Here is a 21,871-nt window from a genome sequence, read left to right on the forward strand (position 1 = left end):
TGAACTTTTTAACTATAAAATTAGTTTAAACTAAAAATTTAGTTATATTTGTTTCGTATTGAACTAAAAAGTTAGTTGAAAAATGAAACAACTCACCAAAGCAGAAGAAGAAGTGATGCAGTTGCTCTGGCAATTAGAAAAGGCAAATGTAGCGGCCATTCTGGAGGAACTGCCCGAACCCAAACCGGCCTATAACACCATTTCGACCATTGTTCGGATTTTGGAAGACAAAGGCTTTGTATCCCATGAAAAAGTGGGTAAGGGACATGTATATTTTCCCTTGGTACAGAAATCGGAATATAGCAACCAACGATTGAACACCTTGGTTGATGGGTATTTTCAAGGTTCCTTCTCCAGCATGGTCTCTTTTTTTATGAAGAAGAACGACATCAGCCTGAAGGAGCTCGAAGACATCATGAAAAACATTAAAGACAAGGAGCAATGATCACCTATATCTTGGAGTGTCTGATCTTTCAGTTGGTCTTTCTCTTGGCCTATGATCTTTTTTTGAAGAAAGAAACCTTCTTTCAATGGAACAGGGTATATCTTTTGGTCACTTTTGCCCTGTCCTTGGTATTGCCTTGGGTCAAGATAGAGGCATTTAAAACGACCATGCCGCAAGAGTTAGCCGAAATCCCGGTCTTTATGTACCAACTGGATGGGGTGGTATTGGGAGTGGAAAGCGCAACCCGGTTTTGGGAAGTGTTGCCATGGTACTATTGGATAATGGGATTGGGCAGCGTTGTCGCTGCAGGTTGGTTGGCACATAAGCTGTTTCAGATCATAAAACTGAAGAGGGACGGGGTTGTGGAGCATCACCCGGATTTTATCAAGATTACGGTAAAAGAAAGCGTAGTGGCCTTTTCATTCTTCAGGAATATTTTCTTGGGTGGAAATATTGAGAAGGAGAGGGAAGTCCGCATTATTGCCCATGAACTGGTCCATATCAAACAATGGCATTCTCTAGACCTTCTTTTTTTTGAGTTGGCCCGGATCGCTTTTTGGTTCAACCCTTTGGTCTATGTGTACCAAAATAGAATGGCAGAATTGCATGAATTCATTGCCGATGCAAAAGCGGTGAAACATCATAAAAAAGCCCATTTTCAAATGCTGTTGTCCGAAGCGTTCCAAACACAGAACATCAGCTTTGTCAATCAATTTTTTAATCAATCATTAATCAAAAAACGAATAGTCATGTTACAAAAAAAACGATCCAAGGCCATTTGGCAGCTAAAGTATGTGGTATTGCTCCCCCTTGTTTTGGGGATGTTGGTGTACACTTCATGTGAAAAGGATTCCAATGTAGGGACATCAACAACGAATGAACTTTCATTAGAGGAACGGTTGACCATCCTAAATGAAGAAATAGAAAACAAAGATTCCTTAACAAAGAGTGAACAAGACCAAATTGCGAAAATGGCCCAAGTCATGGTAAAAAGATTGAATGAGTCAGCGAAAAATGTTGATGGTTGGAATGTTCGAGCGGGTATAAATATCTCTGAAGAAGTTCAAGTTCCTTTTGCCTTTATTGAAGAAGTTCCGATTTTCCCCGGCTGTGAAGATGCTACGGACAAAAGAGCCTGCTTCACGGAAAATGTGGAAAAGCATATCCGAAAGCACTTCAATTACCCAAAGGAAGCCCAAGAAATGGGAATTCAGGGAAGGGTCAGTTTAATTTTCGTCATTGATACCAATGGGGCCATCACGGATATCAGAAGCAGGGGACCCCATGAGTTGTTGGAGGCGGAAGCGGAGCGGATCATAAAAAAGTTGCCGGTCATGCAGCCCGGAAAACAAAAAGGGCATGTGGTAGGTGTTCCTTTCTCCATCCCCATAAGCTTTAAACTTCAGTAGTCGGAATAGTTGGAAGTAGGGAGGCCTGAAACATTTTCAGGCCTCTTTGCTTTTACCATTCTTCGGTAAAAAGTCGTAATTTCAGCCAAATTCTCGGGGCTGTTATGCAGAAGTACATGTTGTTATCCTTTTTTGGTTTGCTGGTTTCCTGTGAACTCTTTATGTCCAAGGAAGAACAGACCCAGAAAGTGGTCAATGAAAAACTGTTGGCCATAGACTGGAACGATGTGGACCAATACCCTCTTTTTGAAGATTGTGATGAAATGGCCACAAAACCTGTCCAGCGGGATTGCTTTCAAAGTGTGATGTTGGACTATTTTTCCGAAGCGCTCTCCGGTTTGGAATTTCAGGTGGATAACGATATGAACGATACGGTCTACATTGATTTTCTCATTGATGAACATGGTTTTATCTCCGTGTTGAACGTGGAGGAAAAGAACACCGTGCTCAATGAAATATCGGATTTTAACTTACGGGTCTCCGAACGCTTGAACGATTTGACCACCGTGGCACCGGCCCTAAAACAGGGAAATCCAGTTGGTCTTCGATTTAGGCTACCTTTGGTACTAAATACCCAATAACGATTTGGCAACAGAAAAAATCATTTTAGGGATAGACCCGGGAACCACCATCATGGGGTTCGGGATCATCAAGGTCGTCAACAAACAGATGCACTTTGTGCAGATGAACGAGTTGATGCTCAAAAAATACGATGACCCTTATACCAAACTCAAACTGATTTTTGAACGCACCTTGGAACTCATCGATACCTACCACCCCGATGAAATAGCCATTGAAGCCCCATTTTATGGAAAGAACGTACAGTCCATGCTCAAATTGGGTCGTGCACAGGGCGTGGCCATGGCCGCTGGGCTTTCCCGACAGGTCCCTATCACTGAGTACATGCCCAAGAAGATAAAAATGGCCATTACGGGAAACGGAAACGCCAGTAAGGAGCAAGTAGCGCGAATGCTTCAAAGTGTCTTAAAATTGAAATCACTTCCCAAAAATCTGGATAGTACCGATGGTCTGGCCGCGGCTGTCTGTCATTTCTACAATGAGGGCAGGGTAGAAGTTGGGAAAAGCTATTCGGGATGGGAGGCTTTTGTGAAGCAAAATCCGAATAAAATTAATTAACAATCTACAATGGATATCAGATATCAGACATCTGAAATCTGATTTATAAGTAAATGATCATTGTAAATTGCTAATTGTTAATTGTCCATTGAATGAGCGGTATTTATATCCACATCCCGTTTTGTAAACAAGCATGCCATTACTGTGATTTCCATTTTTCCACACAATTGGGAAAAAAGGAAGCTATGGTACAGGCCATTGCCAAGGAATTGGTGTTGCGGAAATCGGAGGTCGATGATGTGGTGGAGACCATCTATTTTGGAGGAGGTACCCCATCGGTGCTTTCCAATGAAGAGATTGAGTTTCTGATTCAAACCGTATATGACCATTACAAAGTAATGGACCGGCCCGAAGTCACTTTGGAAGCCAACCCTGATGATTTATCCAACCATCGAATCATCCAACTATCCAATAGTCCCATAAACCGTCTCAGCATCGGCATCCAATCTTTTTTTGATGAAGACCTGAAACTGATGAACCGGGCCCACAATGCCTCCGAAGCCGAAAAATGCATTCAGGAAGCCACCAAGTATTTCGATAACATCACCATCGACCTGATTTACGGCATCCCGGGAATGGATAACAAAAGATGGAAGGCCAACATCCAAAAAGCCCTCGATTTTGGATTGCCCCATATCTCCAGCTACGCCTTAACAGTGGAGCCACGCACGGCACTCCAAAAATTTATAGAAAAGGGAGTGGTGCCCAATGTGGACGACGAACAGGCCCAAGAACAGTTTTACATTTTGGTGGATATGTTGGAAGCCCAGGGATTTGTGAACTACGAAATTTCCAATTTTGGAAAACCCGGTTTTTTTTCCAAGAACAATACAGCGTACTGGTTGGGGAAAACCTATGTGGGGGTAGGTCCGTCTGCCCACTCGTTTGATGGCAAAAACCGCAGTTGGAACATCCGAAATAACCCTACCTATATTAAAAAAATTACCGAAGGGATATTGCCCATGGAAATTGAGACCCTTTCCCAATCCGACAGGTACAACGAGGCTGTGATGACAGGCCTGCGCACCATTTGGGGTGTTGATTTGGAATGGGTGGCCTCCGATTTTGGTGAAAAATATGTAGAGTATTTGGTCCTTCAATCCCAAAAATATAGGGATAATGGCCTATTGGTTGAAAGTGAAGGGAAACTGTTGGCCACTAAAAAAAGCAAGTTTTTGGTGGATGGGATTGCCAGTGACCTGTTTTTTGTTAAGTAACGGTATCCAGTTCAATCCTAACAATTGGGTGAGGTACACTTATCGGTTTGGCTATGCTGCGGGTCCCGTAGGGCATGCACTATAGTCGTTGTTAGCGGCTAGCTTTTTTATTTTTCAATTTCATAAATTCCTGTGTCAGTCACGATAAATGTTCCTAAGTCAGTTTCTTCGTATTGCCAAAGCTTTTTTTCAAAGGTTTCAATTAGTTCAAGTTTCTTAGCTTCATTGTCAAACCTGAATAGCTTGTTGTTTCCCATATTCGGGATAAAAACGAAATTTCCCTTTACAAACAAACTCTCAGGATAGCTCAAAGGGTCGTACTTATCTTCCCAAGTGTAATCTCCAATTTTATAAGTCTCTTTTTGTTCGGAAATTGAAGCCTGAGCAACTGTCTGTCCTGTCGGAAATGCAAGCCAAAGAAAATCTGGAAATTGATAGTCAATATCGTAAATGGGGTGTCCTAGTCCTATTTCATCAGCTCCCCACTCAAGTATTCTTTCAGCGTTTTTGTCAAACCCGTGAATTATTCCTTCTTGGTAAAAACAGAAGTATTGATTTCCCTTTCCATCTTTTGTCGATTTATAGCTTTCTATGTTTGAGGGAAGTTGTTCTTCGATTAGTCTATAGTTCTCTCCGACTGTCTCGATTGCAAAATATCCTTTGTCAACTTGTTGAAGTTCTCTTGATTCACCAAATGCAAAAAAGTCGGGATTTGTCCCGTTATTCCAACTTATAATCAGAATTTCAGAATTACCAACATAGAAGTTTCCCGTCTTTCCTTTATCTGTGATTTTCTTTAGTTGCATTTCGTTTTTTCAGCTTCAGTCCAAATGAGATTCATATCTTTCATTTTCTTTCCACCATCTCATTCCAATTCTCACAAATAATACTCCAACAATTATATTCACAATCAAAATATTTATCATCCATAGTTTTTGGGAGGTATTTACAAATATTTTTTGTGATATAAGTGAAAGAATTAAATAACCAAAATTTGTTAATAACACAATTGTAGAAATTAAAATTGTCAAAATTTTCATCCACTTTTTATTTCCGATTTGTGGAATAACTATAGATATTAAACTAATTGAAATAATTATGGAAGCAATATTATACATTAATATGTATTGATTATTTAGCATCCCTGTATTCTGTTGTAAATATTTCGGATAAGGTATAAAAGACCAACCATAAATAATAAAAAAAGAAATTAATATGAGAGTAATATTTATTATGGAAATTTTATTTTTCATTTTTTTGCAAAATGTGTTACAACGTTCTAAGATATGATTCGTTCATAATGAATTATATCGACCGATAAGTGAAGTAAGCTTTTTTCAACCAAGAATCCGATTGAATTGGACAGATGCCTGTTTTGGGTTGACAGAACCTTATTTTCAATTGATATAAAATCCGTATTTATTGGATTTATCAAAGGAATTGACTTAATTACTACAATAAGTCCAGCGTAGATGATTGCAACCATAAAACACAATTCCAAGAATTACAAGATAGATTTGGCCAGCCCTTTGGATATTTCCATTCCCTTGACCGGGAAGAAAACCAATGTGAACGCCTGGTATTTGGGGCCACCCAGGATTGAGGCACATCAAGAAGGGGATTTTGTGGGGAGTGTGGCCCAAGGGGCGCCAGTGAACTTTAACGATATCTGGTTCAACCCGCATTCCCATATTACCCATACCGAGTGTCTGGGCCATATCACCGAAGCGTTCCATTCCATCAACCAGAAAATGAAACGGTTTTTTTTTCTGGCCGAGGTGATCACCGTGGCCCCGGAACAACAGGGAGAAGATTTTGTCATTTCCGAAAAACAGCTCAAATACGCCTTGGGCAACAAGAAAAGGGAAGCGCTGGTCATCCGAACCTTGCCCAACCTTGGCGATAAGCGTTCCAAACAATATTCGGATACCAACCCGCCATACCTTTTGGAAGAAGCGGTGCAGTACTTGATGAAAAAAGGAGTGGATCACTTGTTGGTGGACCTTCCTTCCGTGGACAAGGAACGGGACAACGGGGAATTATTGGCCCATAAAGCCTTTTGGAATGTGAATGGGAAGCAGAGAAAAGCGGCGACCATTACCGAGTTCATCTATGTGCCCAACACCGTATTGGACGGCACCTATTTTTTAGACCTTCAGGTGGCCCCTTTCGAGAATGATGCCAGCCCCAGCAGGCCTATCTTATATAAAATCGAGGACAAGTGAAAACAACATTGAAATTGGAAGAGGTGATGATGTTCGTTCTGGGTATCTATCTTTTCAGCCTTTTGGATTACGCTTGGTGGTGGTTCCCGGTCTTGATCCTGGCCCCGGACATTGGTGCGCTGGGCTACCTTTTTGGGAACAAGGTAGGGACGTTTGCGTACAATTTCTTTCACCATAAGGGAGTGGCCGTTTTGGTATATCTGCTGGGAAGTTACTTTTCAATACCTTTATGCCAGCTCATTGGGATCATCTTGTTTTCCCATTCGGCCTTGGACAGGGCCTTGGGCTACGGATTAAAATATGAAAAGGGATTTAAGTTTACCCATTTGGGTGAAATAGGAAAAAAGAATGGGTGATATCATCGACGTACTTCTTGGATTGATACTGGGGGCCATACTCATGTATTGGCTGTTCTCGCTATTCCGGAAGAAGAGAAGTAAAGAACTCACCAAACAGCAGTCCACCGTCTTGCTGGACAAGATCAGGAGCGTCTGCAAACTGGTTTCGGTGGAAGGGGATTTCGCCGAAATCTACCATTACGAAAACACCAAAGACCGATTCATGAGCCTGTTGCGAAGCAAAAAAAAGGCACTGATCGTGGTCAAGGCAAAGGCACATATTGGGTACGATTTGACCAAATTGGACCTGAAGGCCGATACGGAGAAGAAGCGCATCATTTTAAATAATTTTCCAGAGCCCGAAGTGCTTTCCATTGAGCCGGACCTGCAGTTTTATGACATTAAAAATGGATTGTTCAACAGCTTTTCGCCAGATGATCTTACCAAACTCAATCAAGAGGCCAAGGAACACATCAAACAGAAAATTCCGGAAAGTGGATTGATGGATACCGCTCGCAAAGAAGCGTTGCAGGCCGTTCTTTTGGTGGAAAAAATTGTGGAGACCATCGGATGGAGATTGGACTACTCCGCTTTGGAAATCTCCAATAGGGAAAAACACTTTTTAGAAGAATAACAGTATGAAAACAAAAATTTTGACCCTGCTTTTGGTTGGGGTATTTGCTACGAATTGCGTACAGATCAAAAACGGCGAGGAAAATTTTGACCACGCTTTTGCACACACCGTTTACTTCTGGTTGAAGAATCCGGACAGTCATGCGGAGAGGACCAAGTTTGAAGCTTCGTTGCAGAAGTTTTTGGACAACTCCAAATACGCGAAGACCAATTTTATGGGCACTCCGCCCAAAGCGGTCAGGGATGTGGTGGACGATTCCTTTACCTATTCCCTTATCGTGACTTTTGAATCTGCAGAGGCCCAAGAAGCCTATCAGGAAGAGGAGGCCCATCTGATTTTTATTGAGGAGTGCAAAGACTTGTGGGAAAAGGTGATTGTGTATGATTCCGAAGGCGTGAGACCATGAACATTGAAGAGTTTCGCAACCTGTGCCTGAATAAAAAAGGGATTACGGAGGAATTTCCTTTTGACGAGAGCACCTTGGTATTCAAGGTGATGGGAAAAATGTTTGCCTTGGTGGCCTTGGAACGCCTTCCGGCCCAGTGCAACCTAAAATGCGACCCGGAAAGAGCCATAGAACTTCGGGAAGAACACGATGGGGACATCATTCCAGGCTACCACATGAGTAAAAAGCATTGGAATACCTTGTTTTTGGACAATCTTCCGCCACAGTTGATCAAAGAATTGCTGGACCATTCCTATGATTTGGTAGTGGCCAGTCTTACCAAAAAACTAAAGCAGGAATTAGAGGATTTAGATTGATTTTTGAATGAGCAAAGTAAAACAGTTCTATACCCAACAACGGGATAAACATACTGCCCATCTTCAACAAGTAAAAAAACGATTGGGCCTTTTGGCTACCATCCGACTCGCCATTTTTGTGGCCCTAGTGGCAGGCATCTATTTCTTTTGGGGGCAATCCGCTGTATTTGGAATTTTTGTGTTTGGCGTCACGTTGTTTTTATATCTCGTGGCCCGGTTTGTCAACCTGAAAAAGGAAAAAGCCTATTTGGAACGGTTGGTGGCCCTCAATGAGACGGAATTGGAGGTGCTGGACCGTAAGTTTCATCATTTGCCAGATGGAAGGGAGTTTTTGCAACCCGAGCATCCCTATGCACAAGATCTGGATTTGTTCGGTAGGGGGTCTTTCTATCAGTATAGCAACCGAACCGTTTTGAAACAGGGGAGCGGCGTGCTGGCCCAACTGTTGTTGGATGATAAACCCAAGGATATTCTCAAAAAGCAGGAGGCCATCAAGGAATTGGCAGAGCTTCCTGAATGGAGGCAACATTTTTTGGCCTTGGCCGGGGAAACAAAGCCCAAAATATCGCCTAGCGTGGTTTCCAAATGGATGAAAGACCACAAAACATTCACGCCAAAATGGGTTGGGATAGTGGCCCCGATCTTTGTATTGCTCTCCATTTTATGGATCATCTTGGCCTTCTTGGGAAAAGTGCCCGAAAGTTTGGTGCTGGTATGGTATTTTTTGGGATTGGGAATTGTGATGCGATACGCCAAGAAGATTCTAAGTTTTGCAACAAAGGTTTCGGAGGCACAGGAAACCATTCAGCAACATCAAAGGCTGATTTCCGAACTGGAAGGGCAGCAATTTACTTCGGAATTGCTGAAGAAACTTCAAAAGAAGTTGGAGGTAGAAGGGGAGAAGACCTCCAAAATTGTAAAACGCTTCTATCAAGATATGATGATGTTGGAACAGCAGCAAAACCTGCTCATTTCAATGTTTGCACAAGGCCTTGGTTTATGGAGTCTTTACTACACCTATAAGGTTGAATCTTGGATAGAAAAATACGGCAAGGATATCGAGGATTGGTTTGCTGCCATTGCGCAATTTGATGCGTACATCAGTTTGGGGAATTATGCCTTTAACCATCCCGATCATACCTATCCCGATTTGGTGGAAGGCGATACTGTTTTAACCGCCAAAGCTGTGGGACATCCGCTGGTAGACCCAAAAAAGAATGTACTGAACGATTTTGAAATAGGAAAGGGGCGTTTTTGTATCGTTACCGGAGCCAATATGGCGGGGAAGAGTACCTTTTTGAGGGCGGTTGCCTTGCAAATTGTTATGGCAAACATGGGATTGCCCGTAAAAGGAAAAGAGGTAAAATATGCGCCCGTCCGATTGTTGACGAGCATGCGTTCTTCGGATTCGTTGGCGGATGAAACCTCCTATTTTTACGCTGAACTAAAGCGCTTGAAATTTATCGTGGAAGAATTGCAGAGAGGGAATTGTTTTGTGGTACTCGATGAAATTTTGAAAGGCACCAATAGTGTGGACAAGGCCGAGGGCTCCAAAAAGTTTGTGGAGCGTTTGGTTCGGATTGGCGCCACAGGTTTGGTGGCCACCCACGATTTGAGCTTATGCACATTGTCCGATCAACTTTCACAAGTGGAAAACAAATATTTTGATGCTCAGATTGTAAATGGACAACTCTACTTCGACTACCAATTTAAAGAGGGCATTTGTCAAAATATGAATGCCTCGTTCTTGCTCAAGAATATGGGAATAGTGGATTAAAGTCCTTTTACCTGCACTTTATGAAAAGAATCCGCCTGAAGACGAAGCAATTCCTCTGCCTTTTCCTTTTTGTATCGGTACAGTTCCTCTTCATTTTTAATGTCGGCGTAAATCTGCTGGTTGATTTCACCATCGGTGGACAACAGTAACTTTCGGTGTTCCACTTTTTGGGTCACCCATGTGGCCACCACACTTTCCTGTTCCTCAAATTTGTAATCGTACTCGCCTCTTGGGGCCAATAGTTTGGCGATGATGGGGGCCGTTTCAATGGCCAGGAACAACAGGAAAATAAAGAACGAGGGAAACCATGGCAATTTGCCCAAAGCATTGATACGGGCCATCAACCCATCAAAACCATCAATAATAGGCTGCGAGTTGGAGACCGCTGTATTGTAATCGGTTTCCAAAGCCGCAATTTGGGCTTCTATATCTTCAATTTTGGAAGCGTTGGTTTCTTTCAAGCTGTTCAATTCCGCTAAGGCGGCATCATGCTTTTCGCGTTTCTCTTGGTATACGGGACCTTTGCCCAACAGACCAGTTCCTGCGGTACCTTCAGCTTCGGAGATATAGGTGTCGTAGAGTTGGTTGGTCTCGGCTTCCTTGGCGGCAATTTCACCCTTCAACTTGACGATGTCTTGATTCAAGCTTTCAATCTTTGGAGTGAATTGCAAAGCCAATTGTTCCTTATTGGCCAAGGTCATCGTATTTTTTTCCTCGAGGAGCACTTGATTGATCTCTTTCTCAAAAATCTTCATCTCCAAAGGTTTTGAGATGACCACTGCTATGATCAGTGCCAAAAGGATTCTTGGGGCTGCTTGGAGCAGTTCACTTTTAATATGGTCCCGCTTTTTTATGGTCGATACAATGTATCGGTCCAGGTTGAAAATCAACAGTCCCCAAATCAATCCGAAGAATAGGGAAGTGTAGATATTGTCAAAAACGGTGTATAGGGCATACCCACTGGCGATGAATGCCATGACGGCGGTAAAGAATACGGTGGCGCCAATTCCGGCATATTTGTTTTGTTCCCCATTGGAACAAGTGGATAGAAGGTCTGTATCTGCCCCAGAGCAGAAAATAAAAAAACGTTGCAACATGATTGTGTTCTCTTTGATTGATAGAGTATTAGAACGCGATTTGTGGTGATTTGTTACACAAACAACCGGGAAATTGAGCATGAACCTTTGGTTGGGGTCATTTTAAAAACCTAAGTTTGCGCATCATAAACAAAATAAAATGGGTCTTTTTGAGGATTTGCAACAAAGAAGTGGAGGCGTTTGTGAACTAAGTGGTGCTACCGATGACTTGGTTATTTATGAAGTTCCGCCCATATCTACTGGAGGATTGGATGGCAGTATTTTGATAAGTGCCACGTGCAAAAACCAAATAGAAAACCCGGAAACCACAGATGCCAACCATTGGCGTTGTCTGAACGACAGTATGTGGAGCGAGCATGATGCCGTAAAGGTGGTGGTATGGCGTATGCTGAACCGGTTAAAGTCCGAAGGATGGCCCCAAGATCTCTTGGATATGATGTATCTGGAAGATGAGGTTCTGGAGTGGGCCAAGGCTACCGGCGAAGGAGAGGAAGAGAGTGAACAGGTCATCCACAGGGATGTGAACGGGGTTATTCTGGAAAACGGGGACAGTGTAGTGTTGGTCAAGGACCTGAAAGTAAAAGGCTCCAGCATGGTCGCCAAACAGGGAACCGCCGTTAGACGGATTTCCCTGGATCGCGATAATGCCGAATATATTGAAGGAAAAGTGGATGGTCAGCACATAGTGATCATCACCAAATACGTAAAGAAGCTTTAGGCGTTCATTTCCGTAAAGTACTTATAAAAGTAAGGGATGGTCTCAATTCCCTTTAGAAAATTCCAAACACCAAAATGTTCGTTAGGGGAGTGTATGGCATCACTGTCCAACCCAAACCCCAGCAAAATGGTCTTGCTTTCCAATACTTTTTCAAAAAGTGCCACAATGGGGATGCTTCCACCGGTACGTTGGGGTACAGGGGTTTTTCCAAAAGTGGTTTCCATGGCCTTGGCGGCGGCTTGGTATCCTATGCTGTCTATGGGGGTCACATAAGCTTGACCGCCGTGGTGTGGTTTTACTTTTACCTTGACACTTTTTGGGGCAATGGATTCAAAATATTTGGTGAATAAGTCCGTAATTTCATGCCAATCCTGGTCAGGGACCAAGCGCATGGAAATCTTGGCGTATGCCTTGCTGGCAATTACGGTTTTGGCTCCCTCGCCCGTATAGCCACCCCAAATGCCATTGACATCCAGTGTAGGGCGAATGCCAAAACGTTCTGTGGTGGTATAGCCTTTTTCGCCATGCACATCGCCAATATCCAAGGCTTTTTTGTATTCCTCAAGATTAAAAGGAGCTTTGGCCATCTCGGCCCGCTCCTCGTCGGAAATGACTTCAACCTTATCATAGAAACCGGGAATGGTGATGTGGTTGTTCTCATCGTGCAAGGTGGCGATCATTTTGGCTAGCACATTGATGGGATTAGGTGCCGCGCCTCCGTAAATTCCCGAATGCAGGTCGCGGTTGGCCCCGGTCACTTCCACTTCCACATAGCTAAGTCCCCGAAGTCCCGTGGTGATGGATGGGACATCGTTGGCAATCATTCCGGTATCGGAAATAAGAATAATGTCGTTCTTTAATTTTTCGCGGTTTTCCTTTAGGAAATCGCCCAAACTATCGCTGCCCACTTCTTCCTCACCTTCGATCATAAACTTGACATTGCAGGGCAATTGGTTGTTTTTGATCATGAACTCCACAGCTTTCACATGCATAAAAAACTGTCCCTTGTCATCACAGGCCCCACGGGCAAAAATGGCACCATCAGGGTGCAGTTTGGTAGGTTTGATCACAGGCTCAAACGGAGGGGAGTCCCACAGGTCCATGGGGTCCGGTGGTTGTACATCGTAGTGCCCATACACCAATACCGTTGGTAGGTTTGGGTCTATAATTTTTTCACCATAAACAACAGGATAGCCTTTGGTCTCGCAGATTTCGGTGTTTTCACAACCCGCGGCCAAGAGCGATTCCTCGACAGCCTTTGCCGTGGCCAAAACGTCCTCTGCATAAGCTGGGTCGGCACTAATGGAGGGAAGCCGTAGCAGGTCGTTGAGCTCATTGATGAATCGGTCTTTGTGGGTATTGATGTAGGTATTGATTTGTTCCATAGTTTATTTAAAAAGTGCCCTAAAAGTACAAAAAACAAGTTTTTGCATGTAGTCCATTTGCAAATCGGAAAATTGAGCTATATTTGCACTCCAATTTCGCGGGTGTGGTGGAATTGGTAGACACGCTAGACTTAGGATCTAGTGCCGCAAGGCGTGGGGGTTCGACTCCCTTCACCCGCACCGAGTTAAAGACCTATTCAGTTGATAAACAATTGTTTAGGTCTTTTTTATTTCATCAATTGTCAACTCGTTGTCAACTATTTAGGGTATTTGGTTATTTTGTTGCGAAGTATTATTTCATCCAAGAACTTCAAATACTCATTTACTTTTATGTGGAAGTCTTCAACCCCATAAAAGCCCATTGCCAAAATCTTTCTTTCATTTTCTGCGTATTCGTTTAATGTAATTCCGTTGCTAAAATCCATATAGTTTGCAAACAAGACTTCTTGGAATCTTTTTGACTTACTGATTCTTATTGCCAGTTTCATAGGATTGATCATAGGTCTGTTATTCTTCTTCAAATAAATGCTCTGGGAATTTATGTTGAGTTTCTTCTATTTGATTTTGCTCCAATAGAGATTCCCTTATGCTTATTGACTCTTTAAATTCTTGTGCCTCACTAAGTTTGATGAACTCTACTTTTTTATCGAGTATTTTATTTACCTCCTTTTCAACTTCTTCTAGGGAGACCCTAAAAAACTCCTTTCTATAATTCACAAGATTTACGCTCCTGTCTTTGAAGACTTGATGAAGTTGATATTCAAGTGCTGGGGCGTCAGTAGAAAATATTAGTGCGTGTACATCAAATGTAAATGGAACAGAAGAATCCCCTAGTTCCCTTACTCTATCTAAAGGTTCTAGCCTCCTTGTCAATCCAATCTTGTAAATGTTCTCTCCGAATGAGCCAATATTGGAAATTACATATACATATCCAGATTTTGTTTGTTGGGCCATTGACAATGCCCTTTCTTTTTGTTCGTATGCTTCTCTAAGGTTGTTTTCTAAATCGGAAATTTGGTGTTGTAGTTTGATTAATTCGTCACCACTTACAAGACCTAAATCCTGCTTTGCCTTTTCAAGTGCTTTTTTATAGAGGGCCTCTTCTCTTTCAGCCTTCCTCTTTGCAATTTCAAAATCTCGTTGCGCTTTTTCCTCCTCTCTAATTCTTGCGCGTTCTTCTCTTTGGGCCTCCTTCTCTTCGTGTTTCTTTAAATTATATTCATGGGTTAATTTCAGTTCTTTTAGTTTTAAACTCAGATACGGCCTTTGGATTTCTATATGATTGGATTGGCCCAATCTGTTCATTGCTTCAAATGATTTTTCTACTCTCTTTTCTAGACTCTCAATATTGTTCCACTTGACTTTTGAAATAAGGGCTTCACATTCATTGTTGAAAGCCCTTAGCATCAATTTCATTTGTCTATTGGTCATGGTCTTTCCTTTTCTTAAACTTCCATCAACATGCCACGTAGTATTGCATTTTATAGCGAGATCGGAATTTATGTATTCTCTTTGGGTTTCTTTGACCTCTAGAATATTTTCTTTGTAAGCATCTGAATCTTCATAACTGAATATTGGTTCGTAATGACCATAAGAAATTAAATCTAGTTTGCTTTCATAGAGTTTTGTTTCCTCAACAAGTTCATCATAAATCCTTTTTCCATAGTCATACTTTTGTGCTAAATCGTTTTTTTTATTTTTTAAATCTTCAATACTGGAAGTAATCAAATCAACTTCTTTTTCAAGGTCAATTATAGGAGAATACTTAGATAGTAGGCTTTCTTTTTCAGATAGAATAGAATCTCTGTCATTTTTACATTTCTCCAATTCCTCCGAAATAGATTTGATTTTTTTCTTGTTGAATAAATCCATGAGAATACGATAATTGAATTACAATAAAAGAGGGGGAGTGTTCTAAAAGTAGGGAAAGCCTTAAAGACGTGCAAGAATATATTTTCCCATGCGCGTATTGGTCACTTTTTCTTTTGTGGCTCGAAAATGATTTGTGAGTATTTCTTCGTAAATCAATACATATCAATAGTTGATTCCAAAATCAAATAAAATCATTAATGAATTAAAAAAGATTATTAATAATTGAACAACTAGGCGCGCGTACTGGTCGGATTTTGAAAAAAATTGATTATTCAAAGATTCTCAATGGTCTTTTCCTTTCGACTGTTTTTTTACGCGTGTTATGACTTCCGAATACTTAGTGCACTTATCATTTTTGTGTGGTGCTATGCCAACAATTGCTAACATTTGGTAAATTAGGTTTTATGAGGTTACCGGGTTAAGAAAGGTTGATAATGAAAGTTGGGTTTTACTAAGTTCCAGATGTGTAAAAAGATGTCTAAGTATGCGCGACAGATACCAATGAACCATTGCGCGCGAACAGATAGGGAAATATTACTTTCTATGGCTCGAAAACTTGAAGCCACTATACGGGTTATGACCCCAATACACTTTCAATCTTAGGTATTCTTAGGTTAAGTATTGTTAAGTCCTATACACATGAACAGATAGTGCGATATGATTTTGATTCGAGTTATTTCGAGTATTTTTTAGGAGTTGGATATGATTTTTGATTCGTGGATTTTCGGGGGCGATTCAATCCCGATATATCTTAATTGATGAATATATGTGAATCTGTTTCCTTGGGAGTGTAGTTTTACTTTTCTGCTCATAAGTATCAATCCATTCACAGAAAGTCTTTGCTAATGGAGAGTTAAGGGGTAACCTTCATTGTGTGGCTCGAACAAAATAAATGTCCTCAATCGGTTTATATCCAATTAAAATGTGTTCCTTTACTGAACGTTACAGACCTTGGACGAAGATAACACCAGTCCTTAAATAAAAAAGACAGCCCTCTCAATTCTCATTTCCGATTACCCTCGAGGCCACTTCTTAATTATTTTTTACTAGTACCAATGTTTGGGTTTTGATGGCCTTTTTAGGCCAAAACCAAAAGTTGCGATTTTCATCAGTTTCATTTCAAAATGAATGGTGGATACTTGCCCGCAAGTGTCTGTATGGGATAGAAAAAAACTGAAATATATGTTGAGAATAAAAATAGTTCCAGGGGAGAACATAGAAAGGGCCTTGAAAAGGTACAAGCGTAAGGTAAGGAACACCCGACAGTTGGAGCGGATTAGGGACAATCAGGAATTTACAAAAAAATCCAAAATGAACAGGGAAAAGATTGCTAAGGCCAAATATCGAAATGAATATTTGAAAAAGATGGAGGAGTGATTTTATGGACAAAGATTTAAACCTTGCCGTTTTGATAGACGGCGACAATATACCTTCAAAGTATGTAAAGGAAATGTTGGAGGAAATTGCAAAGTATGGAAATCCGAGTGTCAAAAGAATCTATGGTGACTGGACCAAGCCAAGTTTGGCAAAGTGGAAAGATGTACTGCTTAAGTATGCCATTACCCCTGTACAACAGTATGGCTATACCACGGGTAAAAATGCAACTGATAGTGCAATGATAATAGATGCCATGGATATCCTTTATTCAGGAAAGGTAGATGGGTTTTCATTGGTTTCAAGTGATAGTGACTTTACAAGATTGGCAATAAGATTGAGGGAAGCGGGAATGACCGTTTTTGGAATAGGGGAGAGAAAGACCCCCAATCCATTCATTGTTGCCTGTGACAAGTTCATATACTTGGAGATTTTACAGAAGACCGATGCAGGGGAATCACCTTCTTCATCAAAAGAAACCAAAACCAAAATAGATAGAGTTACCCCAAAGGTCATAAACCTGATCCTTGCCACCATTGCCGATGTCGAGGATGAAGAAGGGTGGGCTTTTCTAGGGGAAGTAGGCACTCTTTTACAGAAAAAACAGCCCAATTTCGATGCAAGGAACTATGGTTTCAGAAAATTGATGCCATTGGTCAAATCCATAGATAAAATAGAGATAGGTCAAAGGAACAACCCTAAAGGTAACGGCAATCTTGTTTACGTAAGGGCCTTGTCCTAAGTCAAAGATATATCCATATGAGACCACTTACAATATCCAAGCAGTTGACAGACCGGGAAAGCCCCGCCCTTTCCCGATATTTAAAAGATGTGAGCCGTATCCCCATGATCACTGAGGATGAGGAGGTGGGTTTGGCGATCCGTATCAGGAACGGGGATTCCCAAGCATTGGAAAAATTGGTGACGGCCAATCTTCGGTTTGTCATATCCGTGGCAAAGCAATATCAGCAAAGAGGAATGACCCTACATGACCTCATCAATGAAGGGAATCTTGGATTGGTCAGGGCAGCAATGAAGTTTGATGAGACAAGAGGGTTTAAATTCATTTCTTATGCTGTCTGGTGGATTCGCCAAGGAATATTACAAGCATTATCGGAAAACTCAAGAATGGTGAGATTGCCATTGAACAAAATAAATGTGATCAATAAAATAAAAACTATCACAGCCTATTTTGAGCAGGTTCACCAAAGACCTCCGTTTGCTGAAGAGGTTTCCGAAATGACCGATATTACCTTGTCCGAAATCAAAGTCTGTATGAAACATTCGTCTTGGCCACTATCAATGGATGAGACTCTTAAACCGGATGAAGGAAGTGCCACTCTTTATGATAGATTGGGTTCTGGTGACCTGAACAACCCCGAGTCTAGTCTTATTGAGGATTCTTTGAAGGATGAGATAAGTGAATTATTGGAAATTCTTTCTCTCCGAGAAGCATATATCATTAGGATGTTATTTGGGATTGGAACGGAGGAAGCCCTTTCGGTAAATCAGATTGCGAATGATTTGGATTTAACGACGGAAAGGGTGAGACAAATTAAAATAAGGGCCTTGACTTGTCTAAAGAAGTCTTCTAAGTGTGAACTATTGAAAGAATACTTGAAGTGAACTTTTAATTGTTCGCCAACAACTTCGCTTTCGTGTACGCGTATTGACCCCAAATTAATCTTTGACTATGCTACTTTGAAAAAGTCTTTGGTGTTGGTTATCCGATAAGAGTAATGCTTTCCAAATTTTACCTCAACGTCAAAACCAAGTTGTACCAGTAAATTCAAATACCGTTGCACACTCTTTTCGTGGATTCCCAAATGGTTCTTTATTTCCTTTATGGTCGTGAAGTCATTGAGTAGTACAATCAACTTTAGTACCCTTTCCACTCGCCTTGTGTTGTCAATGGGCTTGCCTGTAAACTCTCTTTTCCTGATGTTAGGTCTTGGTATTATACCGTATGTTGATTTCATTTTTACGGGTGGGTTAAACGTTTGATTGTGCTACCTTGTTTTTTGAGATGATGCTTTCTATTTGAAGAATGACCTCATCGGGCAATTGTTCAAACTCCTCCTTCGTCAATTGAAGATTGTTGATCTGGATATAGTTGTTTACACATCTTGTCCCATTGGGGCCATTGACCAATTCAATGAAAGTCTTTAGGGCTGTATGGTTGTTTTCATTGATACCGATTTTATACAGTTGCTCTAGTGCCATCGTGGCCATTACATCTAATTTGCCTTTGATCAATTTGTTGGCAGGGGTGTAATCGTCCAATTTCAGATGTCTGTAAATGGTGGTCCTGCTCAACCCGGTCTTTTCCCTTATTGCTGTAACTTGCGGGAAGCACCCTTTTTCCCTTACGTAATTGTGTATGCAGGCACTTATTATCTGTTGGTTTACCTCATAGGTAAGGTTCCTGACCCTTTCGGCCTTATGCTTGAGTTCGGGAGACTCGGAGAAAGTGTCAACCAGAATATCATGATAGATTGATTCATCCATATCATCGTCCATGTACGCTTTGCTCATTTGTGAATAGATATGATCAATCAATTCATTTGAGGGGCCATTGTTCTTCATGTAGGCGTCAAAGGACTTCCTATCAACTATTTGTTCTAATTCTGTTACCTTTTGTAAACTTTTTTTGTCGGACATTATGAGGTTATTTGTTATTATTGAAGACCAAACTTTTTGAAAATGACCCAAAAAATACTTTTGATCGCGGTACTTGCATTTTGCTTTTCCTGTTCGGATGATGATAACTGTACCAAGACCCAAACACTATACGGTAACCAACAGATGGGTGGTAACAGGCAAATCGAAGTTCCCTGTGATTTTCCAGACCCTGAACCTTTACAGCCTATCTGATAATATCTTTTGCCGTTGGTCATTTCTTTAACTGCTCCTTTGCTGTTTGGATCGCGGTTAGATTTTTGCCCCTTGGGGCCTTTATCATGGGTAAGTACCTATCTACAATTTCATATTGATGTTTGGGTCTTTTTGTATAGCCCCGAATGAATGATTTAATGGCTGTTATATCGCCATTGTATCTATCGTTGAGGTCTTTTACCATTGTGTAGTGTTGGTACTGTGTAAGGCTCTTAAATTGGCCCAAATCGATTTTTTCAATTTGCATGGGTTGTTGTTTTAGAATGTTGGTCAATGTTATGTAGTTTATGTTCCCTTGTTTGAGTATGTATTCAAGGTTTCTCGTTCCCAATCTTCTTTTTACCGTTTTCCATCCCTCATATTTGGTCTCCATTCTGGTCACACCGTCAAATTCCTTCAAATTAATCCCCAGTCCTTCATAATCCTCCTTGTACTTGTTCATATGGAATTTCTTGCCATAAAAAGTAGTGGTCATTTTATCGTGCTTGGTCAGGTATTCGTAACTGACCGAGTTTTCCCTTCTGACCCTTTGGTATCTTGACCAATGTCCAATCAACATTAGTTCATCAAATATGTCCAGGGGTTCAATATCGAGGTCGTTCTTTACATGGATGGTGCTTACCTTTGATTCCTTTACAAAAGAGGCATCCAATCGAAGACCGCATTTTATGTCCAAGGTGTCCAATAGTTGATCAAGAGTATTCAAACTGATTCCCATTTTATAGTTTTCGTTCAATATCCTTGCGTTCACGTCCAATCTCAAATAATCCTTCCTTGTGAACAGTTTGTTCAATCCCTTGGGCTTACATTGGCTCTTTATCCATAGGTCTTTTTCTTCAATGAAATAGCCCGGTCTTATATCCTTGATATAGTCCCTTGGTATGGCCACCGATATGTTATCTGAACAAAGGATAGAAAGTGATAATTTTTTGTCTTTTTTTACCCTATACTATACTAGGGGTAAAAAGTGCTATTTTTGATGTGTTATCGTTGCCGATAGCATTTGAACAAAATTGAGGGGTGTTAGGCGCACCCCTCTTTTATTTCAGTATGTTTCTTGAATGAATTTAGAAAGGCCGTTAAACGGCTTGTATAGAAGTTCTGGAAGAAATATAACCTCAACTTTCTGCGGTCGTTAATGAACCTTACAATGATGAGATTCGTTTTGTTCTTCGTGTCACCGTAATAAATGTCGGGGTCGTAGGTGGGGAAAAGCCCCGTAATCTGTTTTGACCACTTATTGCCCTGTCTAATCTTCAAAGAATAGTCATAGGTGGCTTTTGAGAAGCCCCTGTTAACTCCTATGTTCAATTTTTGGGAAAATAGGTCTTTGCCCTTGATGAGGTTATAATGTCGCACCTCTTTGTATAACTTGTCCGTGTCCTGCTCAAACTCCATGACAACGGGAATGGGTATCGTTGCCATAGTCCTAGAGTTCTATCAATGCAGATTCCACTTCACTACGTTTGTAATAGACTTTTCCTGAAATACCATAGGACTGGAGTATGCGCTTCTTCGTCCATAAGTATAAAGTACTAAGGTTGATGTTAAGTAGTTCCGCGGTTTGTGTGCGAGTCAAATATTCCTCTGGGGTCTTGGGTTGGAAACTCTTTTTAAGTTCCTCTAATTGACCTCTTACGTTTTCAGTAATGGCCTTTTGTAGTTGTTCCGGCGTTGTGCCGATGAATTGTAATTGCTGCATTTTACCAAGTATTTTAAATTAAACTTGGTGCAATTTCAATCAATGTAGAGGGTGGTGTAAAATTAGGTGTAGAAAAACCTACTCCTTTTCAAAGGATTTAATGTAATCAAGTATTTCCTGATCTCGAAGTTTGGCATCGTATGTGCCATTCAATATTTGTTGAGCATTTTTAGGATTACAATGCAAAATAAACGCCAGTACCTCTTCACGTTTTTCGGAAGATTTTATTACTGTAAATAGGTTTTTTTCAAGTTCCGTAAAACGGTCAATAAAGTAATACCGTTCCCGTAAGTTTAACGGCCTTTTCCCATTAAACCTTAAAAATCTTGAAGATGGTTTACTTGGTGCTAATGGATTAGGTCCGTATACTCCCGTATTCTCAAATCTCACTAAATCATCCTTCAGATACAAAATTGCAAGTAAATCGGTTGCGGCAAGAATCCAAGGGTTTAATAACTCATACTTGTCTGCTGCATTTGACGTTGTGTCAATGTTTTTGTTATTAGGGATAGTGGTTTTTGTCTCGTCTATTGTCCATGAAATATACTCAACCAAGGAATCTTCATATAGATTGTGTAACATATCATAGAAGTGTTTATAGTCAGAGAATTTCTCAAATTGAGTATAAATTTGAGACATTGATGCAGCAATCAGTCCCTTTTGTTTCCCAAGATTAATTTTTCTTTTGTTCAGTTCCCCCTTTAAGAAATTCATCTTTTCTTCATCGGTTTCACATAGACAAAAATTTAAATGAATATGCTCTAAAATATCTACCGAATTTTCTTCTAATTCTATAAAGCAGTTTTGAACAAGATATTCTGTTAATTCTTCAAAATCCATTTGAACATTATTTAATCGTTGCCGTTCTAAAAATAAGAAAGGCT

General features: G+C 40.9%; 28 protein-coding genes and 1 tRNA gene. 17 read left to right on the plus strand and 12 right to left on the minus strand.

The features are described from left to right. The first annotated feature begins 82 nt into the window (after nt 1-82). The 5 genes from ACPD8L_RS14230 (at nt 83) to hemW (ending at nt 4,208) form a co-directional block, all read left to right on the plus strand. Nucleotides 83-445 carry a BlaI/MecI/CopY family transcriptional regulator gene (locus tag ACPD8L_RS14230; protein WP_293303320.1) on the plus strand — a complete coding sequence of 121 codons (363 nt, stop codon included), beginning with the start codon at nt 83-85 and terminating at the stop codon, nt 443-445. Further along, entirely contained in the window at nt 442-1,854 is a 1,413-nt protein-coding gene (locus ACPD8L_RS14235) for a TonB family protein (RefSeq protein ID WP_423943988.1), read from the plus strand. Before ACPD8L_RS14230 ends, ACPD8L_RS14235 begins: the two co-directional genes overlap by 4 nt. 104 nt (nt 1,855-1,958) lie before the next feature. After that, nucleotides 1,959-2,435, plus strand: coding sequence for a hypothetical protein (locus ACPD8L_RS14240; RefSeq protein ID WP_116217105.1), 477 nt, complete (start codon nt 1,959-1,961; stop codon nt 2,433-2,435). A gap of 4 nt (nt 2,436-2,439) precedes the next feature. Beyond that, the gene (gene ruvC / locus ACPD8L_RS14245; RefSeq protein ID WP_421810775.1) at nt 2,440-2,991 is read left to right on the plus strand and encodes a crossover junction endodeoxyribonuclease RuvC; all 552 of its coding nucleotides are present in this window, start codon (nt 2,440-2,442) and stop codon (nt 2,989-2,991) included. A 92-nt stretch (nt 2,992-3,083) separates the two neighbouring features. Then, nucleotides 3,084-4,208 (plus strand): radical SAM family heme chaperone HemW, encoded by a 1,125-nt coding sequence (hemW, locus tag ACPD8L_RS14250; protein ID WP_423943991.1) that lies wholly within the window; start codon nt 3,084-3,086, stop codon nt 4,206-4,208. Nucleotides 4,209-4,315: 107 nt separating this feature from the next. On the opposite strand, the gene ACPD8L_RS14255 is transcribed toward hemW, so the two are convergent. Further along, nucleotides 4,316-5,014 carry a hypothetical protein gene (locus ACPD8L_RS14255; RefSeq protein WP_423943994.1) on the minus strand — a complete coding sequence of 233 codons (699 nt, stop codon included), beginning with the start codon at nt 5,012-5,014 and terminating at the stop codon, nt 4,316-4,318. A gap of 15 nt (nt 5,015-5,029) precedes the next feature. Continuing rightward, on the minus strand, nt 5,030-5,461 hold the full coding sequence (locus ACPD8L_RS14260) for a hypothetical protein (protein ID WP_423943996.1): 432 nt from the start codon (nt 5,459-5,461) through the stop codon (nt 5,030-5,032). Nucleotides 5,462-5,680: 219 nt separating this feature from the next. On the opposite strand from ACPD8L_RS14260, the gene ACPD8L_RS14265 reads away from it, so the two are divergent. Genes ACPD8L_RS14265 through ACPD8L_RS14290 form a run of 6 tightly spaced genes read left to right on the plus strand, consistent with a single transcriptional unit; the run spans nt 5,681 to nt 9,944 of the window. Further along, nucleotides 5,681-6,433, plus strand: a complete 753-nt coding sequence (locus ACPD8L_RS14265; RefSeq protein WP_423943999.1) for a cyclase family protein — start codon at nt 5,681-5,683, stop codon at nt 6,431-6,433. Next, nucleotides 6,430-6,789 carry a DUF4260 domain-containing protein gene (locus ACPD8L_RS14270; RefSeq protein WP_423944002.1) on the plus strand — a complete coding sequence of 120 codons (360 nt, stop codon included), beginning with the start codon at nt 6,430-6,432 and terminating at the stop codon, nt 6,787-6,789. Before ACPD8L_RS14265 ends, ACPD8L_RS14270 begins: the two co-directional genes overlap by 4 nt. Then, nucleotides 6,782-7,405, plus strand: coding sequence for a DUF4230 domain-containing protein (locus tag ACPD8L_RS14275; RefSeq protein ID WP_116217112.1), 624 nt, complete (start codon nt 6,782-6,784; stop codon nt 7,403-7,405). The genes ACPD8L_RS14270 and ACPD8L_RS14275 overlap by 8 nt, the downstream gene beginning before the upstream one ends. A gap of 4 nt (nt 7,406-7,409) precedes the next feature. After that, a complete protein-coding gene (locus ACPD8L_RS14280; protein ID WP_423944004.1) occupies nt 7,410-7,811 on the plus strand; it encodes a Dabb family protein in 402 nt (133 codons plus the stop codon). Continuing rightward, complete coding sequence (locus tag ACPD8L_RS14285; RefSeq protein ID WP_423944007.1) at nt 7,808-8,167, plus strand: MmcQ/YjbR family DNA-binding protein; 360 nt, start codon at nt 7,808-7,810, stop codon at nt 8,165-8,167. Before ACPD8L_RS14280 ends, ACPD8L_RS14285 begins: the two co-directional genes overlap by 4 nt. Nucleotides 8,168-8,174: 7 nt before the next feature. Beyond that, nucleotides 8,175-9,944, plus strand: coding sequence for a MutS-related protein (locus ACPD8L_RS14290; RefSeq protein WP_423944009.1), 1,770 nt, complete (start codon nt 8,175-8,177; stop codon nt 9,942-9,944). Here ACPD8L_RS14290 and ACPD8L_RS14295 read toward each other — a convergent pair. Next, a complete protein-coding gene (locus ACPD8L_RS14295) occupies nt 9,941-11,041 on the minus strand; it encodes a DUF4407 domain-containing protein (RefSeq protein WP_423944012.1) in 1,101 nt (366 codons plus the stop codon). The two genes, ACPD8L_RS14290 and ACPD8L_RS14295, sit on opposite strands and share 4 nt — an antisense overlap. A gap of 139 nt (nt 11,042-11,180) precedes the next feature. Here ACPD8L_RS14295 and ACPD8L_RS14300 point away from each other — a divergent pair, with 139 nt between their 5' ends. After that, a complete protein-coding gene (locus ACPD8L_RS14300; RefSeq protein ID WP_423944015.1) occupies nt 11,181-11,759 on the plus strand; it encodes a PhnA domain-containing protein in 579 nt (192 codons plus the stop codon). On the opposite strand, the gene ACPD8L_RS14305 is transcribed toward ACPD8L_RS14300, so the two are convergent. Further along, on the minus strand, nt 11,756-13,144 hold the full coding sequence (locus ACPD8L_RS14305) for a dipeptidase (RefSeq protein ID WP_423944018.1): 1,389 nt from the start codon (nt 13,142-13,144) through the stop codon (nt 11,756-11,758). The two genes, ACPD8L_RS14300 and ACPD8L_RS14305, sit on opposite strands and share 4 nt — an antisense overlap. 98 nt (nt 13,145-13,242) lie before the next feature. Between ACPD8L_RS14305 and ACPD8L_RS14310 the strand changes: the two genes are divergently transcribed. Next, a tRNA-Leu gene (locus tag ACPD8L_RS14310) sits at nt 13,243-13,324 on the plus strand. Between the two features lie 77 nt (nt 13,325-13,401). Here the strand turns inward: ACPD8L_RS14310 and ACPD8L_RS14315 are convergent. Further along, nucleotides 13,402-13,632, minus strand: a complete 231-nt coding sequence (locus tag ACPD8L_RS14315) for a hypothetical protein (RefSeq protein WP_423944021.1) — start codon at nt 13,630-13,632, stop codon at nt 13,402-13,404. Between the two features lie 19 nt (nt 13,633-13,651). After that, on the minus strand, nt 13,652-15,016 hold the full coding sequence (locus ACPD8L_RS14320) for an SNIPE associated domain-containing protein (RefSeq protein ID WP_423944023.1): 1,365 nt from the start codon (nt 15,014-15,016) through the stop codon (nt 13,652-13,654). A 1,182-nt stretch (nt 15,017-16,198) separates the two neighbouring features. Between ACPD8L_RS14320 and ACPD8L_RS14325 the strand changes: the two genes are divergently transcribed. The 3 genes from ACPD8L_RS14325 to ACPD8L_RS14335 are packed head-to-tail and all read left to right on the plus strand — an operon-like array spanning nt 16,199 to nt 18,016. Beyond that, nucleotides 16,199-16,393, plus strand: coding sequence for a small ribosomal subunit protein bS21 (locus ACPD8L_RS14325; RefSeq protein ID WP_423944026.1), 195 nt, complete (start codon nt 16,199-16,201; stop codon nt 16,391-16,393). 4 nt (nt 16,394-16,397) lie between these two features. After that, nucleotides 16,398-17,132, plus strand: coding sequence for an NYN domain-containing protein (locus ACPD8L_RS14330; RefSeq protein ID WP_423944028.1), 735 nt, complete (start codon nt 16,398-16,400; stop codon nt 17,130-17,132). 17 nt (nt 17,133-17,149) lie between these two features. After that, entirely contained in the window at nt 17,150-18,016 is an 867-nt protein-coding gene (locus ACPD8L_RS14335; RefSeq protein WP_423944031.1) for a sigma-70 family RNA polymerase sigma factor, read from the plus strand. Between the two features lie 65 nt (nt 18,017-18,081). On the opposite strand, the gene ACPD8L_RS14340 is transcribed toward ACPD8L_RS14335, so the two are convergent. Both ACPD8L_RS14340 and ACPD8L_RS14345 read right to left on the minus strand, forming a co-directional pair. Then, the gene (locus ACPD8L_RS14340) at nt 18,082-18,369 is read right to left on the minus strand and encodes a hypothetical protein (protein WP_423944034.1); all 288 of its coding nucleotides are present in this window, start codon (nt 18,367-18,369) and stop codon (nt 18,082-18,084) included. Between the two features lie 13 nt (nt 18,370-18,382). Then, nucleotides 18,383-19,051 (minus strand): LexA family transcriptional regulator, encoded by a 669-nt coding sequence (locus ACPD8L_RS14345; RefSeq protein ID WP_423944037.1) that lies wholly within the window; start codon nt 19,049-19,051, stop codon nt 18,383-18,385. A 42-nt stretch (nt 19,052-19,093) separates the two neighbouring features. Here ACPD8L_RS14345 and ACPD8L_RS14350 point away from each other — a divergent pair, with 42 nt between their 5' ends. Beyond that, nucleotides 19,094-19,264 carry a hypothetical protein gene (locus ACPD8L_RS14350; RefSeq protein ID WP_181898166.1) on the plus strand — a complete coding sequence of 57 codons (171 nt, stop codon included), beginning with the start codon at nt 19,094-19,096 and terminating at the stop codon, nt 19,262-19,264. A 19-nt stretch (nt 19,265-19,283) separates the two neighbouring features. On the opposite strand, the gene ACPD8L_RS14355 is transcribed toward ACPD8L_RS14350, so the two are convergent. From ACPD8L_RS14355 to ACPD8L_RS14370, 4 genes are all read right to left on the minus strand, one after another. Next, the gene (locus ACPD8L_RS14355) at nt 19,284-20,174 is read right to left on the minus strand and encodes a hypothetical protein (protein ID WP_423944040.1); all 891 of its coding nucleotides are present in this window, start codon (nt 20,172-20,174) and stop codon (nt 19,284-19,286) included. Between the two features lie 134 nt (nt 20,175-20,308). Further along, on the minus strand, nt 20,309-20,710 hold the full coding sequence (locus ACPD8L_RS14360) for a hypothetical protein (RefSeq protein WP_423944043.1): 402 nt from the start codon (nt 20,708-20,710) through the stop codon (nt 20,309-20,311). A 4-nt stretch (nt 20,711-20,714) separates the two neighbouring features. Further along, nucleotides 20,715-20,987 carry a helix-turn-helix domain-containing protein gene (locus ACPD8L_RS14365; RefSeq protein WP_423944045.1) on the minus strand — a complete coding sequence of 91 codons (273 nt, stop codon included), beginning with the start codon at nt 20,985-20,987 and terminating at the stop codon, nt 20,715-20,717. A 78-nt stretch (nt 20,988-21,065) separates the two neighbouring features. Further along, nucleotides 21,066-21,827 (minus strand): hypothetical protein, encoded by a 762-nt coding sequence (locus tag ACPD8L_RS14370; RefSeq protein ID WP_423944047.1) that lies wholly within the window; start codon nt 21,825-21,827, stop codon nt 21,066-21,068. Nucleotides 21,828-21,871 lie beyond the last annotated feature (44 nt).

Source organism: Flagellimonas algicida (genome assembly GCF_049629585.1).
Taxonomy (GTDB): Bacteria; Bacteroidota; Bacteroidia; order Flavobacteriales; family Flavobacteriaceae; genus Flagellimonas.

What these genes read in the sequence shown, in the direction of transcription:
- ACPD8L_RS14255 (WP_423943994.1), bottom strand. Translation starts at nt 5,014, where the DNA reads ATGCAACTAAAGAAAATCACAGATAAAGGAAAGACGGGAAACTTCTAT.
- ACPD8L_RS14365 (WP_423944045.1), bottom strand. Translation starts at nt 20,987, where the DNA reads ATGCAGCAATTACAATTCATCGGCACAACGCCGGAACAACTACAAAAG.
- ACPD8L_RS14285 (WP_423944007.1), top strand. Translation starts at nt 7,808, where the DNA reads ATGAACATTGAAGAGTTTCGCAACCTGTGCCTGAATAAAAAAGGGATT.
- ACPD8L_RS14260 (WP_423943996.1), bottom strand. Translation starts at nt 5,461, where the DNA reads ATGAAAAATAAAATTTCCATAATAAATATTACTCTCATATTAATTTCT.
- ACPD8L_RS14320 (WP_423944023.1), bottom strand. Translation starts at nt 15,016, where the DNA reads ATGGATTTATTCAACAAGAAAAAAATCAAATCTATTTCGGAGGAATTG.
- ACPD8L_RS14325 (WP_423944026.1), top strand. Translation starts at nt 16,199, where the DNA reads ATGTTGAGAATAAAAATAGTTCCAGGGGAGAACATAGAAAGGGCCTTG.
- ACPD8L_RS14230 (WP_293303320.1), top strand. Translation starts at nt 83, where the DNA reads ATGAAACAACTCACCAAAGCAGAAGAAGAAGTGATGCAGTTGCTCTGG.
- ACPD8L_RS14360 (WP_423944043.1), bottom strand. Translation starts at nt 20,710, where the DNA reads ATGGCAACGATACCCATTCCCGTTGTCATGGAGTTTGAGCAGGACACG.
- ACPD8L_RS14335 (WP_423944031.1), top strand. Translation starts at nt 17,150, where the DNA reads ATGAGACCACTTACAATATCCAAGCAGTTGACAGACCGGGAAAGCCCC.
- ACPD8L_RS14235 (WP_423943988.1), top strand. Translation starts at nt 442, where the DNA reads ATGATCACCTATATCTTGGAGTGTCTGATCTTTCAGTTGGTCTTTCTC.
- ACPD8L_RS14275 (WP_116217112.1), top strand. Translation starts at nt 6,782, where the DNA reads ATGGGTGATATCATCGACGTACTTCTTGGATTGATACTGGGGGCCATA.
- hemW (WP_423943991.1), top strand. Translation starts at nt 3,084, where the DNA reads ATGAGCGGTATTTATATCCACATCCCGTTTTGTAAACAAGCATGCCAT.
- ACPD8L_RS14370 (WP_423944047.1), bottom strand. Translation starts at nt 21,827, where the DNA reads ATGGATTTTGAAGAATTAACAGAATATCTTGTTCAAAACTGCTTTATA.
- ACPD8L_RS14280 (WP_423944004.1), top strand. Translation starts at nt 7,410, where the DNA reads ATGAAAACAAAAATTTTGACCCTGCTTTTGGTTGGGGTATTTGCTACG.
- ACPD8L_RS14295 (WP_423944012.1), bottom strand. Translation starts at nt 11,041, where the DNA reads ATGTTGCAACGTTTTTTTATTTTCTGCTCTGGGGCAGATACAGACCTT.
- ACPD8L_RS14350 (WP_181898166.1), top strand. Translation starts at nt 19,094, where the DNA reads ATGACCCAAAAAATACTTTTGATCGCGGTACTTGCATTTTGCTTTTCC.
- ACPD8L_RS14340 (WP_423944034.1), bottom strand. Translation starts at nt 18,369, where the DNA reads ATGAAATCAACATACGGTATAATACCAAGACCTAACATCAGGAAAAGA.
- ACPD8L_RS14240 (WP_116217105.1), top strand. Translation starts at nt 1,959, where the DNA reads ATGCAGAAGTACATGTTGTTATCCTTTTTTGGTTTGCTGGTTTCCTGT.
- ACPD8L_RS14315 (WP_423944021.1), bottom strand. Translation starts at nt 13,632, where the DNA reads ATGAAACTGGCAATAAGAATCAGTAAGTCAAAAAGATTCCAAGAAGTC.
- ACPD8L_RS14300 (WP_423944015.1), top strand. Translation starts at nt 11,181, where the DNA reads ATGGGTCTTTTTGAGGATTTGCAACAAAGAAGTGGAGGCGTTTGTGAA.
- ACPD8L_RS14265 (WP_423943999.1), top strand. Translation starts at nt 5,681, where the DNA reads ATGATTGCAACCATAAAACACAATTCCAAGAATTACAAGATAGATTTG.
- ACPD8L_RS14305 (WP_423944018.1), bottom strand. Translation starts at nt 13,144, where the DNA reads ATGGAACAAATCAATACCTACATCAATACCCACAAAGACCGATTCATC.
- ACPD8L_RS14345 (WP_423944037.1), bottom strand. Translation starts at nt 19,051, where the DNA reads ATGTCCGACAAAAAAAGTTTACAAAAGGTAACAGAATTAGAACAAATA.
- ACPD8L_RS14290 (WP_423944009.1), top strand. Translation starts at nt 8,175, where the DNA reads ATGAGCAAAGTAAAACAGTTCTATACCCAACAACGGGATAAACATACT.
- ACPD8L_RS14330 (WP_423944028.1), top strand. Translation starts at nt 16,398, where the DNA reads ATGGACAAAGATTTAAACCTTGCCGTTTTGATAGACGGCGACAATATA.